Here is a 14,327-nt window from a genome sequence, read left to right on the forward strand (position 1 = left end):
GAATCCTTTATCGTGAGATATCCCTTTATATATTGTCATAAAAAAAATGTTGTCTTATTCCGTAAAGACAACATTGACCTCTGTTATGTCCCAGAGGGACTCGACCTTTTCCAGTATATCCTCTTTGATGGCTGCTGCAAACTGGTGGTTGGAAGGCAGGTCCAGAAGTATCCTGACAACACCTTCATTGACCTCTATCTTTGTAACCAGTTCTGTCCTGATTATATCAAGCCCTGCCATGGGATTCATCACGTGCTTAAGCCTGCTTCTGACCACATCAGGTGTAGTGGGTTCTTTTTCACTTACAAGACCATGCTTTTCTTCATAATCGCGGATGGCTGCCCTCAGGCCTTCAACTGCAAGCACGGAGCAGTGTGCTTTTACAGGTGGCAGACCGCCAAGCTCCTCTGTTGCCTGTTGCCACGATATTTTCTTTGCTTCATCTATGGTCTTTCCCTTGGCAAGTTCTGTTATTATGGAAGCTGTGGCAATGTTGGAGGCACATCCATATGATTCGAACTTGATGTCCTCAATAACCTGTGTTTCCGGGTTGACCTGCAGATAAACAGCAACCATGTCCCCGCAAGCCGGACTGCCTTCCAGTCCCTTGCCATCAGGATTCTCCATTTTTCCCACGTTACGGGGGTTCTTGAAGTGCTCAAGCACCTTTTCAGTATACGGGAATTTCATTTCTTTCACCTCAGTATTCTCAATTTATCTCATTTGTTGTACAGGGGACTGATGGCCCTTAACTGGCTGACGATCTCTTTTATTGCATCTACAACAGCATCCACATCCTGCATGCTGTTGTAGCGTCCGAATGTGAACCTTATGGAGCCGTGTGCCCTTTCATGGTCACCTCCAATTCCAAGTATGACATGGCTGGCCTCAAGTGAGCGGCTGAAACAGGCTGAGCCGGTGCTTACCGCAAAACCTCTCATATCCAGATGCAATGTCATTGATTCTCCCTCAACATAATGGAAAGTGATATTTGCATTCTGTGGCGTCCTCTGGCTTTTGCTTCCGTTCAGGGTCACGTGCGGGATCTCTTCAAAGACCCTCTTAATGGTGTAATCTCTGAGTGAGGCCAGGAATTCATTCTCCTTCTGGCTCACAAGTCCCACTGCTTTTGCAAAACCAACTGCCCCGGGTATATTCTCAAGTCCTCCACGGCGGTTGGATTCCTGGAATCCTCCATCCATCCATTTCTCCAGAGGTGTACCTTTGCGGACATACAATGCACCGACACCCCTTGGACCGTGTATGGTATGAGCTGACATTGTTATCAAATCCACAGGCGTTTTTGATACATCTATAGGAATCCTCATGTAACTGTGGGTGGCATCAGTGTGCAGCAGCACACCTTTTTCCTTGCATACTTTTGCAATTGAATCAAGGTCCTGGAGAGTTCCTATTTCCTGATTGGCATGCTGGATGGATACAAGGGCTGTATCCTCCCTAATTTTACTTTTCAGTTCCTCAAGGCTGACTTTACCTTCCGCATCAACACTAATATAATCTACATCATAGCCATGTTTCTCAAGGTTTTTTGCGGTGTTCAGTACAGGGAAGTCCTCTATCTTTGATACGATCAGGTGTTGTGCTTTCTTTTTCTTTAAAGCAGCTATGGCTCCTTTGATAGCCATGTTGCTTGACTCTGTATCTCCTGATGTGAATACTATTTCATCTGCTGTGGCACCCATAGAGGATGCGATTACCCCACGGGCCTCTTCCAGTCCCTCTTTTGCATCAATACCCATCGAGTATCCGAATTCTGATGTAGCCACTGCATATGTATCAAAGTAATAGGGCTTCATTGCATCCAGTACCCTTTCATCCAGTCGTGTGCTGGCTGAATTATCAAGATATATCATTTTATCGAACATTGTGCCTCCTCTAAAAATTAATATTTTCAGGAATTAAGCTGCTTGCAAAGTTAATCACTGACCTATAAGTTAATAGTCATGTTTGTATCCATCATATGAAAAGCGTTATGCCAGCATCTTTTGCTTCCATGACATAAGTGCCAACGGCACCATAATCATCTATCCATTCCTGCTGCAATTGTTCAGGTTTTATTCCCATGATCTCCATTGTCATCTCACAGGCTATGACCTTGCCCCCAAGTTCCCTGAAGTCTGTCATCAGCTTCTCAAGTGAAACAACATTGGCTTTTTTCATCCTGCTTTTTACCATCCATTTACCAAGTCCCAGGAAATTCATCTTAGAGAGCGGCCCCTTATCAAGTCCGTTCTTCTTCAGGCGCTCAAGCCCCCAGAAAGTAAAGAAAAGCGAAGCATCTATGCCCATGGAGAGAGCACCATTCCCTACTATCAGGGCACTGTAGATCTTGTCGATATCCCCGCTATGAACGATTATTACTGCTTTTTCCGTCATTTCCATCCCCCGTTTAAATTCCAATCTCTCATTATCTCTTAATACGGATCTTCCATTCTTTGTCGTTACCTTCAACTTCCATGACTTCAAGTCCCATTGCCTCACATGCCATAGGTATCTCTTTTTTGGAAGCCGGATGAGTTCCCACTATGGTTATCTCATCTCCAGGTGCAGCCTTTTTAAGTGCTTTACGGCATTCTACAAGAGGAACAGGACATGTCTGTCCTCTTACATCGATATTCGTTTCTGTCATATGATAGCCCCCTATATGTTTCCTTATGAGGATTATTTGATTCCCGATTATTTATATATGAATTCCTCGCTATTTAACAATTGTGAATCGAACATATTATCAAATATCAATTACTCATCCCTTTCCTGATTCCCATTGATTATTCCATAGCTGTTCTTTCCTTTCCTTCCAAATATGAACACGGAAACTTTGTCTTCTTTTAGAATAGCAAAAGCACCGACATTCTTCCTGCCTGCATAGTCAGGTGATGAAAAAAGAGAAAGCAACCGGTCATTGAACCACCAGGTATATCCTTTATAATAAGCAGTATGCGCCCTCATCATCATTGAAAGATGATTCAGGGCCATAAAATCATTGAACACATCCGGGCCGAAACATTCTGGACGGATCCCGCGTAAGGATGGCGTCATGCCTTTTAGGTCAGAGGGGTCGTTCCACAGATAAGGGAATGAATCTTCCTTTCCAATTCTTTCAATATCAACAGGTCCTGGAATGCCTCCATGCACACAGAACACAGTATCATTTACCACAGCTGCTACCGGCATTTGCTGAAAGGCATAGTTTGAAGCCACAAAAAGCTCTTCATCATTAAGCTCTTCATAGAATCCATATGCCCTGTTCATTTCCGGTGTTTCGTGATTCCCTCGCAAAAGGATTACGGTTTGTGGTCCCTTTAGTTTCAGTTCAAGCAGTCTGCTGAGAACAGCAACGGAATTTCTTCCCCTGTCTACATAATCTCCCAGGAACAATATGCTGGTACTGTTCATTTCCCGCTGCACTTGCACCAGGAAATCCAGTGCCATGAGGTTCCCGTGAATATCACCTACTATCATTGCATTTGTTGATCTTACACGAATAAGTGCCGGCTCTTTTCTGAAGATCCCTGTTGTTTCCTGCAGAAGCAAATCCAATTCCGTCTGGCTCAAGGCCATCGCCTTCATTATTTATTCCAGCTGCAATGTATCATTTATTCTTTCAATACTTTGCGTATACCCATAAGTCCGGCAAGGTTCACTATAGCTATGACTCCCCCGCCTATAATATAACGTGGGTTCTGGTAGGATTTATGGTTTTCGGAATGTTCTGAAGGTGCATGCATATCAACCACCATACTTGATCCGGTATTGATCTGCATTTTAACTTCTTTACCCGGGTCTGATGAAGGTATATATTTGAGAGTGTGATCACTGTCAGGCACCATACCCAGAAATAGTATGCTTTCATGGACAGTGTTTTGAAAAAGTACGGTCTCATCGTCTATCAGTATAAGCTCACCTTCCCCGGGGACATTTACCATTATGTTCACATAGTCTTTTACAGGAATGACTGTACCGTCAGCAGCTCTCAGTTTTCCCGGTATGTTCAGAATATCAAGTATAGTAAGGGCTATGTCCTCCTGCCCGAATTGACCTTCAATGATCGCGATATTGACATCTTTTGCAGCAATGACAAAGGGAACTTTCTGGGATTCAGGCATCACCGAATATTTTTCTGCCTGGTGACCGCCTCTGGAATCCCTGGTTGGAAAACCCATTCCGTGATCACCGGTTAGTATGAAAGCAATGTTGTTCTCAAGGCATGCCAGATACAATTCCATAGTAGCATTATCTATGCCTTCGATACTTGCAATGTACCCGCTGTCTTTTTTGTAATGTCCGGCACTATCCACTGCACCTGCATTTATTGTGAGGATGTATTTTTGCCCGGGATATTCAGTGCCCATGAGATCAATGACAGCTATGCCGGTTTCGATAGCCCAGATGTTATATAGATCATATCGTTCCTGGGAACCTTCCGGATATTTTTCCAGACGTTTCTGCAATGTAGCAGAATGCTCCTGCATAAGTTCTGCAACTGCAAAGGAAATGCTTTTTTGCGGACCTGAAAGCATGTTCGTTTTAGTTACCATTGCAGGTTCATTTACTGAATTACTGGTATCATGGATTATTACATGCTGTTTGCTGCACATCCCGGAAGAATCACCTTTTTGCATGACTCCAAAGGTCATGTATCTATAATCATGTGCTATATCATAGATAGTAGTCCCGGAAGAACCAACGAGTATCCCATCTGCCCTGGAATAACCTGTAACAAGTACCGAATGCCCGCCTTCTGTGAATGTCTGAGGTGCTACAACATCTAAAACCCTGGAGCTCTGGTCAAATATATACTGTATTTTTTCTGTGTCTGCCTTGTCAAGAATGCTGCCGTCAATAGCATAGGGTGTGTACTCCGGGTAAACATAACAGGAACTTAGTCCGTCAACGATAAAGATGACAGCACCATGTGGCGTGTTCACCGGATTTATCTCTATGATCTCATTTGCAGCACCTGCCGACACAGTGAATAGAATCAGGATGAAAAGTAATGGGAACTTCAACATTGACGTGGAAAAGGAAATGGTTCTGTTGTTCTTACTATATACGGTTTCTTTGTGCTTATTTTCATACTTTCCGGCTGTCATCTGGTTAGGGAGGAGATGGTCAACACATAATAAAGTTTCGATTTTGATTTACTTTTTATAAATCAATTTTTAAAATTTTATATAAATTTCAGTCTTTTTTCTTATGACTATTATCTTTTAAATATAGCATTTTAACAGTCAACTCTCACTTTTTAACCCGTCTTTCAGGAAAAGAGAGAGGATCATTACAAGAGCAGCCAGGGTAACCATTGTGGGATAGCCCGATCCTATGAGCATTCCGCCAATTATCGGCATGAATGCAAGACCTGCATATGTGTATGTATTGAATATACCCATGGCAAGGCCTCTGTCAAAAGGCATGTGGGATACAGCAACCGGTAATCCTATCATCCCGGTTCCGGAGCCTATGCCTACCAGTGCAAAACCAAGGAACGGAAATCGTACCGATATCAACACACCGGCAGCAGCAAGCAGTATCCCTGAATAGATCATTGTTCTGAATTGCAGAGGCATTCTTCCGACCAGTATATTAGTGAGCATGGAACTGATGTAAAGAATAGCAATGGCAATACCAAGCTCCGGTTTACTTAAATTATCCCTGGCATATTCCGGATAAAATGCAAGCATCACTCCGGAGATGCCAAATAAAAGGAAAGCAATTATCCATATACGAAGAAAGTCAGTATTGATTATTTTGTTTTTAACCTGCTCAATATCAGAGAAACGGACCTTTTTAGTAACTACTGGTTTTTCATTTTCATTGTTCATTACCAAAAAGATGCTAAACGTGAGTATGAATACCGAAAGGATTGTGAAAAGGAGAATTGAACCTTTTATGGACCAGGAGGCAAGAAAACCGGCAGATGCAACTCCCAGGGCAAGTCCGGCATTCAGCAGGAAGTTGAATTCGCCTATATAGCGGTTCTTTTCCTGAAATTCAGATAACATAGCATATGCTGCAGGGAAAAAAGCTCCACATGCAATTCCTTCTATAAATCGGGCAATGATGAGCAAAAATAGATTTTCAGTAAGTATAAGCACCGTTCCTGCAATAAAAGTGAGGGCTATTGAAAAAACTATCAACTTTAAATTGTTATAGAGATCTGCCATAAACCCAAACGGGATCATTGTCAGCAAAGCCCCTATGAAGTATCCTGAGAACAGCAGTGTATATGTAAGAGTTCCGGAAGATACATGATCAATAGAGGCTAATTCTGGTAAAACCGGAATGACTGAATTAGATAGTCCCATGATGAGGAACACAGTGCAATAGATCAAAAGCCGGTTTTTCTCCATAAGTTCCACCTTTTACAGAATAATCAATTATGCAGCCATTCTATTTATTTTTAGAAGCTATGATCGGAGTACTAATAGAACTACCAATAGAACTACTAATAGAACACTACTAATAGATATGTTCATATACTATGTTCAAGCCAAAAGAATGTGCGATGTATATAAAAGCATATACTAAACAATATAGTTTTAAAATTTGAATATCATTGTGATAACACTTCCAGAGGAAATCAGATTATATGCACTAAATAGTATATATCTAGATGTACATGTGAAACGTTTTAAAAAATTTATGCTTAAAATTAAATTATACTCAAAAATTAAAAAATATTATTAATTAAAGTACATTTATTTATTTTTAACAAAAATATAAAGCTATATTTATCTATTTCTTTTTTGTCATTTTAGTATAGGCTAAGAAGCCTAGAAACATTTATATAAAAATAGTTTAATAATATATACGCACACTACAAATTTTAATTTTTTAAAGAAAATACTTAAAATATTTTGTATATTTAATTACATATCCAAATTAGTTCACTCACTTTTTTTCCTTATTTTATTAAATCATTGATCCAATTTTTGGATTGGTTTGGATTGGCTTTGCAGCTGTAAATGGTAGAAATGTTATTTGTCTTTTTACATTTATCTTTTTATAGTTATTCGGGATTACTTCTCTATTCAAAGCATATAATCGATTCCATGTATTTTTTGATGTTTATTTGTTACATATACTATAAGAATGTGGGTGCTTTCCGTAAGGGTATGATGTTTCTCGATCTTTTCATGCAGATCATGGTGATGGCGAAGGTCAATACCAATGTATTCTTATATACTATGGAATAAGTGTTTTCAGAAAAACATATCAATTTTGCCAATATTGAAGAGATACACAGTTCATGCATAATGACTATAGGAATGAATGATTATTGATTTTTCATGTTTTGAAATCACTAATTAAACCATATAATTTTTAAAAAGTTTCAGCTACACACTTTCAAAAACATTTTAAATATCAGAGATTTAACTCAACTTTTAACTCAACTTTCAACATTATTGATGCTAGTTTTATCTTGTACTTTTTAACTCATCGCCTACTAGGGAAACATGTCATAAAGTAATATATAAAAATATGTTTATTTAATATGGGGTGTGTGGTTAGATGACTATTAAAAATGATATAAATATTATTTGTGGTTATTATAATGTATTGTTATTATTAGTTTGTTTGCCTTTTGTTGAGTGATTCCTTAATATTGCTATCTTTGTTCGTATATATACGAAACTATCTTTTTATTAATTATAATATATAAATATAACTAAATAATATGCTATTTGTATTACTTTCAAATAATTATAAGTGACTATATATTGTTACATTTATTTGTATGTTACATGATATAGTAGTCTATTATATAAGTAACTATGTTTAATTACATACTAATCTTTTTATAAGATTATCTTATATTTCACGGATTTTAACTCTTTTCTAATAGCTTATGATCTACATTAAAAATTAAAGATAAGTTAGGTCGAAGTTATCCGGTTTACAAAAATAAGTTAAGGAACTACTCTTATTTGTTGTTGTGTAGAATGTAATATTAAAAATATACCCTGGTAAGGCAGCAGAATATGGTGGTACAATAAAATAGTGGTTGGGTTGTGGGGGTTGGCGCCTTACCAGGTTTATGATCCTTATCTGCTTTTCTGTATATGCAAATGTTACTATTTATAGTTGTTGTTAGACTTTTGCTAAGAATCAGTTCTACTACCCTTACATCATTAATTTAATAAAATAAAATCATAATAAAATTATGTAAATTATAAAATAATAGTCCTATGCTTTTCCTATTACTTTGCATTGCACACCCATATACGAATGAACTCGAAAATATCAATATAATAATAGTTAAATAATATATTCATATTTTAAAATTAATTATGTATTATAAATATATCTTGTATTTATATATAATTAATTTATTTTAAGTTCAACCAAACCAAACAATCAAAGTTAAATGTTCAATCGGACATCAAACAGTTCTTCAAAATCAGTATACTTTTTTCTGGCTCTGTAAAGGTATTGGCGGACATATTTTTCTCCGCGTGCTTTAGCATACATGGCTGTAGTCTCGGCAGGAGTAAAAACAGTAGCAAGCCTCTTTTTATCGATACTGTCCAGGGTCCGGAGGTCATTGCTGTCCTTAAGGCTAAAGAACTGGGTAATGGTCTCTTCATCCTGCCAGTTCCAGTCCTTATCATACACGATAGCAAAGATGGTTTTGCATGAGCTGCATTTTGCGATCACGATCATATTTTCAGCATATGAATGATAACTGAGGCTGTTCACATCGGCATTACAATTTTTGCAAAGGCCAATGAAATTCCCATCAAGGCTCTGCGGATGCAGATCATTGCCATCAATCTGCAGTACATTATTCTCAATATCATACCTGATAGCCATGTAGTCACCCAAAACTGAGAGTTCATTGAATGCCCTCATATTATTAGTTATTTTGGCATACCTATCTTAATATTTGTATCTTATTATTAGCTTCATGCTATAAAATTTTAAAAACCTATATATAGATTGAGGTACATATAAAATTTTGTGCTATATATGAGGTGAAGCTATGGACTCAATTCGCGCAAAAATAAAACGAAGATTGCAAAAGTTCGTCGAGCTAGATGTTAACGGACTTCGCAGTCACATATTATCTCTATTCCTTAAAGTAAAAGAGACAACTGTAGATGAGTTGCATGCAAATATTACTCAGAAGTATGATATTTCGCGCAGCGCTGTGGCATCAATGGTAGGTTATATCTATTCAAAATTAGGTGTTCTAAGGTCTCACAAAGAGTCTTACAAGACTCCCATAGTATATTCCTTAAAGGAGGAATATGAAGACCTTATAAGGTCTGCACTGGAATCAAAGACATCGGCTTCAAATTGCTGACATTTGTATTAGACAAGGTCCGATCATAAATGTCTCTTGTAAAAAACGCGCCGCGTAGCTCTACTACATTAGTTGTACGTTCAGATGCAAATTCACGGATAACACATTCAAGGGATCCATATTACAATTTGATGAGAAGACTTTTCCAGGAAGAGGCGACGGCAGTCCGTGGTCAGAGATTTTTAATGATGGTAGAAGACCGCCAGAAAAGCGGCAATCCTATAAAGACCAGTGAATGGGAAAGCCTGCTAAAGGAACTTGACATTGGCAGGGCCTCCTTCTATGCAATGCGAAACAAACTGCTGGGTGCCGGCCTGATCACGCATAAAAATAAAGAATATCGTTTATCCGGTCAATTCAGTAAAGATCTGGTTGACATGGCCAGATGGTGGTGGACTGCAGTCCTCAATGAAAACCCGGAAAGTCTGGACTAACCTTTTTCTGAGACTATCCGACCGATATCTTAATATCTAACCTTTACAATTAAGGAGATGCATTCACCGTAGCCCGGTAGTGTAGTGGTCAATCATGCAGGACTCTGGATCCCGCAACCTCGGTTCGAATCCGTGCCGGGCTACCAAAATCTGTTTTGTCCTTTTATTTAGTTCCTTTGATCAGACCTGCGGTCAGACTATTTGCATTTAAATGATTCATACAAATTTTGCTCAAATAAGCCTAATAATCCACTAAATCCTTTGTCAGAGATTACAGACATTTGTTCTCAGTAATTGCAATTTATTCTCTTTTTTGTAGATTTCATTTCTATATTATTTCTATATATTGTTTGTTTTTTTTGTAAATATAAATATCTGACATAGAATTTTTTATAAATACATAGGGACACATATAATATGTAGAAAGACAATAGGAAATTGTCAATAAAATTGAGACTTAATGTCCGGAGTGGAATAAATGAATATAGTGAAAATAATGTGTGTGTTGCTAGTTGCAACAGCCGTGCTTTTATCAGGTTGTGCAGAACAACCTCAGGAACCAGAGGAAATGAACATTGTAGAAACTGCCGTGGATGCCGGCTCTTTCGACACCCTTGTACTTGCTGTGCAGGCGGCTGGTCTTGAAGAGACCTTAACTGACGAAGGACCGTTTACAGTATTCGCACCAACAGACGCTGCATTTGAAGCACTGCCTGAAGGGACCCTTGATGCATTGCTTGCAGATGAGGAAGCACTTGCCGCTGTACTCACATATCATGTGATAGCAGGTGAATATATGGCCGGTGACATTACAGGTATGACATCTCTGGAAACAGTGCAAGGCGAAGAGCTCACTATTAGCGTCAGCAATGGGAATGTGATGGTCAACGATGCAAATGTAGTCCAGGCAGATATTGAAGCCAGTAACGGAGTGATCCATGTGATCGACAAGGTCATACTGCCACCCTCCATGACAGAACCTGAGGAAATGAATATTGTGGAAACAGCTGTTGCTGCAGGTTCATTTGACACTCTTGTACTTGCACTTCAGGCAACAGGCCTTGATCAGACCTTAAGCGGTGAAGAACCGTTTACAGTATTCGCACCAACAGACGCTGCATTTGAGGCACTGCCCGAAGGGACCCTTGATGGATTGCTTGCAGATGAGGAGGCACTTACCGCCGTACTCACGTATCATGTTGCAGCAGGTGAATATCTGGCCGGGGAAGTTGTTGAAATGGACTCTATAACAACAGTGCAGGGTGAAGATATTACCGTCGTTGTAAGCGATGGAAGTGTAATGCTAAATGATGCAAATGTTACACAAACAGATATCCTAACAACAAATGGTGTGATCCATGTAATTGACAAGGTCATACTCCCACCTTCAATGACTTAAGGGAAACCCTTTTCCCTTTTCTTTATGAGTTTTTGCTTACTTTTTTTATTACCTGAATTATAACCGAAGGATGAGCTGTTTCATTATCCTGTTCCGCTTTTTTAAAAGCATTTAATAATTAGATAGCAGAAAGATCGTCCGCAACAAATCGGAAAACCTATATACTTATTGCGAATAATGCCACAGACGCATAATTATTTCTTACTTTCCATTGAAAACAGCATTATAGCCTGGTAACTGGCTTAAACAAGCCGGGCGGTATATTATTTAAATAAATGGGATATTATCTTAAGTAGATATTAGATTATTATTAATACTATTACAAAACAAGGATAATTATAAAAAAATAGCTGGTGATACGTTGAGTGAAAACAAAGGGAAATTCAAGTATGTGTTTTTGGCGGTAGTTATATTGGTCCTGGGTAGCCTGTTCTGGGCCTATGCAAGTTTTTCATTATTGGGGCCCAAGGACCTTGGAGTCCGATACACACATGAGGACTATCTAAGCGCTCTGGAAAAAACCGGTATTCAGGTGGAATACGAAGGTTTGACCGGAGAAGAACTGGAAGAATACAAGAAGAATGCAGAAAAGAAATCCATCCATGATTATGATTTTGAGTTCTCTGACTATGAAAGAAAGGAGTTCACTTTATCCGATGAAGAGGCAACGGCATTATTGAATGAGCTTGCACCAGGCTTCTGGTGGTTCGATGACCTGCAGGTCAAAGTCCTGCCTGACGGAACAATGGAAGGATCAAGTAAGGCAGATATAAAGAGACTGAAAACCGACCTGTATTCTGACGTTGCTGACGATGTCCCCCTTCCGCTTCCGGATAGCCTGAACATCTATAGCAAAGGACGTGTCAGCGTTACAAACAACCAATTGAGCGGAGATCCGGAAACGTTTGATCTCGGCCCGGTCTCACTTCCAGATAAATACATGGAAGAGGAAAGTGTAAGCGTAATGGAAGAATACTTCCCACGTATCTATACAGTTGTCCCGGGACTTGAAATAAAGAGTCTGAGCTCTAATTCAGATGGCGAATTCGTATTTGATGGAGTTATTCCACAAAAAGTGTCCGTGACTAAAAAATAGGTATGGGGTTTTGCAATTGAGGTATTTAGTGATTAACGGGAAAAGAGAGGAAATACCTCCTTTCCCGCATCATAAGGCTTACGTTTACCAATGCAAACAATTCTTTTTTGCCAAGGGAATGACCACTCACTTTACCATGACAAATTATGTTACTCTAAAAGAGCTATATCATGGATTCAGAAACAAATGTTCTATCCCAAGAGATCTTTTGCTTGACCCTACAAGCGATTGTAACTTGAAATGCAAGGGATGCTGGTCGCAGGATTATAAAAGCGGGCATAACATCTCATATGAAAAACTTGATGATATACTGGATCAGGCTGAAAGTTTAGGTATCATGGAATGTTTAATGACGGGCGGTGAACCTTTACTTCGAAAAGAAGACATCCTCAGATTATGCAGAAAACACAACAAAATGACCTTTGGAGCTTTTACCAATGCCACCCTGATCGATGAAGCACTTGCCGATGAAATGGCTGAACTGGGTAATTTTAATGTCTTTATAAGTATAGAAGGAACAAAGGAAGAGACTGACTTCAGGAGAGGGGCGGGTGTTTATGACAAGGCGATTAAGGCCATGGATATTTTAAAGTCCAGAGACATAGCATTTGCTTTTTCGGCCTGTTACCATTCAAAGAACTACAAGACCATAGCCAGTGATGAATTCCTTGACCATATGCGTGAAAAAGGAGCGTGGTTTGGCTGGCTGTTCCAGTATATTCCTGTTGGAAGTGATGCAGATACTTCTCTTGTATGCAATGCCGAGCAAAGGGCTTACGTCCAGGAAAAGATCAGGGACTACTGTATAAAGCACGACTATGTGATCATAGATTTCTGGAACAACGGCCACCTCTCTTTTGGCTGTATCGGTGCAGGTGTCGGTTTTGCACATATCAATGCCAAGGGTGATGTTGAGCCATGCGCTTTCTGCCATTATTCCGATTCTAACATCTACGAGGTATCGCTTGCTGATGCCCTCAGGTCGAAGTTCTTCACCACCTTCAGGAATGCCCAGCCGTTCTCAAACAATCCGTTGAGACCATGTCCCCTGATTGATAATCCTCAGGCTATCATCGATGTGGTCAATGCCGGTGGAGCAAGATCGACCCATCTGGCCAGTCCGGAATCTGCTGAAGCACTTGCCGGGAAAAGTTTTGAGAGGGCCAGGGAATGGGAAGAAAAATCAGAGGAACTGTTTAAAAGGATGCCTGAATACGTACAGCGGAATTTTCCACGATTTTTGAAATATTTTGCTTTCAAGAAAGGAATTACCGATGGCAGAAGAAAGAATATTTAGTGCCCGGACATACTATCTAAACTGTTCTGCGGACTGGATGATCCTTGTCCATGGCTTTGGAGGCAGTGCAAGAACATGGAAAAAGCAGATAAGATTCTTTTCTGAACATTATAACCTTCTTGTGCTGGAAATGCATAAGCTGCAATCAAATGATGAGCTTGATCTGGATGAAATATGCAGGCTCATTAAGAACACCATGGACCACTACGGGATCGAGAAGGCCCATATCCTGAGCTTCTCTTTCAGTTCACTTATATGCCTGCGATTTGCAATACTTTATCCCGGGAAGGTAAAGTCCCTGATAATGGGTGGCGGGATCCTTACGTTCAATCTGAAGACAAAGCTACTGCTTTACATTGCAATCACATTCAAAAGAACCGCCAATTACATGATCCTTTACAAATTCTTTGCATATGTCATTATGCCTAAGAAAAAACATAAAAGATCCAGAAGCATTTTTGTAAACGAAGCAAAGAAACTGGGCCACGATGAGTTTTGTAAATGGCTGGACGTTATCCCTCAGACACTTAAAAGTCTTACCTGGCTGGATGAACTGGATGATAAGATCAATGTCTTATGCGTTTCGGGAAGTGAGGACTATCTCTTTTTAAAGGATACTTTAAAATACAGCAAGAGAATAAAGAATTCACTTGTAGAAGTTATTGACGATTGCGGACACGTATGTTCCATAGAAGGTCATGATAAGTTCAATAATATCGTTTTCCGTTATCTGGAATCAAATAAGGTGTTGTAGACCTATCCAATTGCGCCTT

At 39.4% G+C, this 14,327-nt stretch carries 14 protein-coding genes and 1 tRNA gene; 7 read left to right on the top strand and 8 right to left on the bottom strand.

Annotation, left to right across the window (positions count from 1 at the left end; all coding sequences use genetic code 11):
- Positions 1–54: 54 nt before the first annotated feature.
- From V7O64_RS01905 to V7O64_RS01940, 8 genes are all read right to left on the bottom strand, one after another.
- Positions 55–690 (bottom strand): iron-sulfur cluster assembly scaffold protein, encoded by a 636-nt coding sequence (locus V7O64_RS01905; RefSeq protein ID WP_407356347.1) that lies wholly within the window; start codon positions 688–690, stop codon positions 55–57.
- A 29-nt stretch (positions 691–719) separates the two neighbouring features.
- Positions 720–1,886, bottom strand: a complete 1,167-nt coding sequence (locus V7O64_RS01910; protein WP_407356348.1) for a cysteine desulfurase family protein — start codon at positions 1,884–1,886, stop codon at positions 720–722.
- 91 nt (positions 1,887–1,977) lie between these two features.
- Positions 1,978–2,397, bottom strand: coding sequence for a DsrE/DsrF/DrsH-like family protein (locus V7O64_RS01915; protein ID WP_407356349.1), 420 nt, complete (start codon positions 2,395–2,397; stop codon positions 1,978–1,980).
- Between the two features lie 31 nt (positions 2,398–2,428).
- On the bottom strand, positions 2,429–2,650 hold the full coding sequence (locus tag V7O64_RS01920) for a sulfurtransferase TusA family protein (protein ID WP_407356350.1): 222 nt from the start codon (positions 2,648–2,650) through the stop codon (positions 2,429–2,431).
- A 110-nt stretch (positions 2,651–2,760) separates the two neighbouring features.
- The gene (locus tag V7O64_RS01925) at positions 2,761–3,576 is read right to left on the bottom strand and encodes a metallophosphoesterase (RefSeq protein ID WP_407356351.1); all 816 of its coding nucleotides are present in this window, start codon (positions 3,574–3,576) and stop codon (positions 2,761–2,763) included.
- 41 nt (positions 3,577–3,617) lie between these two features.
- The gene (locus tag V7O64_RS01930; RefSeq protein WP_407356352.1) at positions 3,618–5,114 is read right to left on the bottom strand and encodes a sulfatase-like hydrolase/transferase; all 1,497 of its coding nucleotides are present in this window, start codon (positions 5,112–5,114) and stop codon (positions 3,618–3,620) included.
- Between the two features lie 138 nt (positions 5,115–5,252).
- On the bottom strand, positions 5,253–6,371 hold the full coding sequence (locus V7O64_RS01935) for an MFS transporter (RefSeq protein WP_407356353.1): 1,119 nt from the start codon (positions 6,369–6,371) through the stop codon (positions 5,253–5,255).
- Between the two features lie 2,014 nt (positions 6,372–8,385).
- Positions 8,386–8,874 carry a hypothetical protein gene (locus V7O64_RS01940; protein WP_407356354.1) on the bottom strand — a complete coding sequence of 163 codons (489 nt, stop codon included), beginning with the start codon at positions 8,872–8,874 and terminating at the stop codon, positions 8,386–8,388.
- A gap of 130 nt (positions 8,875–9,004) precedes the next feature.
- On the opposite strand from V7O64_RS01940, the gene V7O64_RS01945 reads away from it, so the two are divergent.
- From V7O64_RS01945 to V7O64_RS01975, 7 genes are all read left to right on the top strand, one after another.
- The gene (locus tag V7O64_RS01945; RefSeq protein WP_407356355.1) at positions 9,005–9,328 is read left to right on the top strand and encodes a DUF2551 domain-containing protein; all 324 of its coding nucleotides are present in this window, start codon (positions 9,005–9,007) and stop codon (positions 9,326–9,328) included.
- 29 nt (positions 9,329–9,357) lie between these two features.
- Positions 9,358–9,762 carry a hypothetical protein gene (locus V7O64_RS01950; protein WP_407356356.1) on the top strand — a complete coding sequence of 135 codons (405 nt, stop codon included), beginning with the start codon at positions 9,358–9,360 and terminating at the stop codon, positions 9,760–9,762.
- A gap of 70 nt (positions 9,763–9,832) precedes the next feature.
- Positions 9,833–9,908, top strand: a tRNA-Gln gene (locus V7O64_RS01955).
- A 332-nt stretch (positions 9,909–10,240) separates the two neighbouring features.
- Positions 10,241–11,161, top strand: a complete 921-nt coding sequence (locus tag V7O64_RS01960) for a fasciclin domain-containing protein (protein ID WP_407356357.1) — start codon at positions 10,241–10,243, stop codon at positions 11,159–11,161.
- Between the two features lie 361 nt (positions 11,162–11,522).
- The gene (locus V7O64_RS01965) at positions 11,523–12,257 is read left to right on the top strand and encodes a hypothetical protein (protein ID WP_407356358.1); all 735 of its coding nucleotides are present in this window, start codon (positions 11,523–11,525) and stop codon (positions 12,255–12,257) included.
- A 28-nt stretch (positions 12,258–12,285) separates the two neighbouring features.
- Positions 12,286–13,554, top strand: coding sequence for a radical SAM protein (locus V7O64_RS01970; RefSeq protein WP_407356359.1), 1,269 nt, complete (start codon positions 12,286–12,288; stop codon positions 13,552–13,554).
- Positions 13,532–14,308 carry an alpha/beta fold hydrolase gene (locus V7O64_RS01975; protein ID WP_407356360.1) on the top strand — a complete coding sequence of 259 codons (777 nt, stop codon included), beginning with the start codon at positions 13,532–13,534 and terminating at the stop codon, positions 14,306–14,308. Before V7O64_RS01970 ends, V7O64_RS01975 begins: the two co-directional genes overlap by 23 nt.
- Positions 14,309–14,327: the final 19 nt, after the last annotated feature.

The organism is Methanolobus sp. WCC5, assembly GCF_045690325.1.
In the GTDB taxonomy this organism is placed as follows: Archaea; Halobacteriota; Methanosarcinia; order Methanosarcinales; family Methanosarcinaceae; genus Methanolobus.

What these genes read in the sequence shown, in the direction of transcription:
- V7O64_RS01905 (WP_407356347.1), bottom strand. Translation starts at nt 690, where the DNA reads ATGAAATTCCCGTATACTGAAAAGGTGCTTGAGCACTTCAAGAACCCC.
- V7O64_RS01910 (WP_407356348.1), bottom strand. Translation starts at nt 1,886, where the DNA reads ATGTTCGATAAAATGATATATCTTGATAATTCAGCCAGCACACGACTG.
- V7O64_RS01915 (WP_407356349.1), bottom strand. Translation starts at nt 2,397, where the DNA reads ATGACGGAAAAAGCAGTAATAATCGTTCATAGCGGGGATATCGACAAG.
- V7O64_RS01920 (WP_407356350.1), bottom strand. Translation starts at nt 2,650, where the DNA reads ATGACAGAAACGAATATCGATGTAAGAGGACAGACATGTCCTGTTCCT.
- V7O64_RS01930 (WP_407356352.1), bottom strand. Translation starts at nt 5,114, where the DNA reads ATGACAGCCGGAAAGTATGAAAATAAGCACAAAGAAACCGTATATAGT.
- V7O64_RS01935 (WP_407356353.1), bottom strand. Translation starts at nt 6,371, where the DNA reads ATGGAGAAAAACCGGCTTTTGATCTATTGCACTGTGTTCCTCATCATG.
- V7O64_RS01940 (WP_407356354.1), bottom strand. Translation starts at nt 8,874, where the DNA reads ATGAGGGCATTCAATGAACTCTCAGTTTTGGGTGACTACATGGCTATC.
- V7O64_RS01945 (WP_407356355.1), top strand. Translation starts at nt 9,005, where the DNA reads ATGGACTCAATTCGCGCAAAAATAAAACGAAGATTGCAAAAGTTCGTC.
- V7O64_RS01950 (WP_407356356.1), top strand. Translation starts at nt 9,358, where the DNA reads ATGTCTCTTGTAAAAAACGCGCCGCGTAGCTCTACTACATTAGTTGTA.
- V7O64_RS01960 (WP_407356357.1), top strand. Translation starts at nt 10,241, where the DNA reads ATGAATATAGTGAAAATAATGTGTGTGTTGCTAGTTGCAACAGCCGTG.
- V7O64_RS01975 (WP_407356360.1), top strand. Translation starts at nt 13,532, where the DNA reads ATGGCAGAAGAAAGAATATTTAGTGCCCGGACATACTATCTAAACTGT.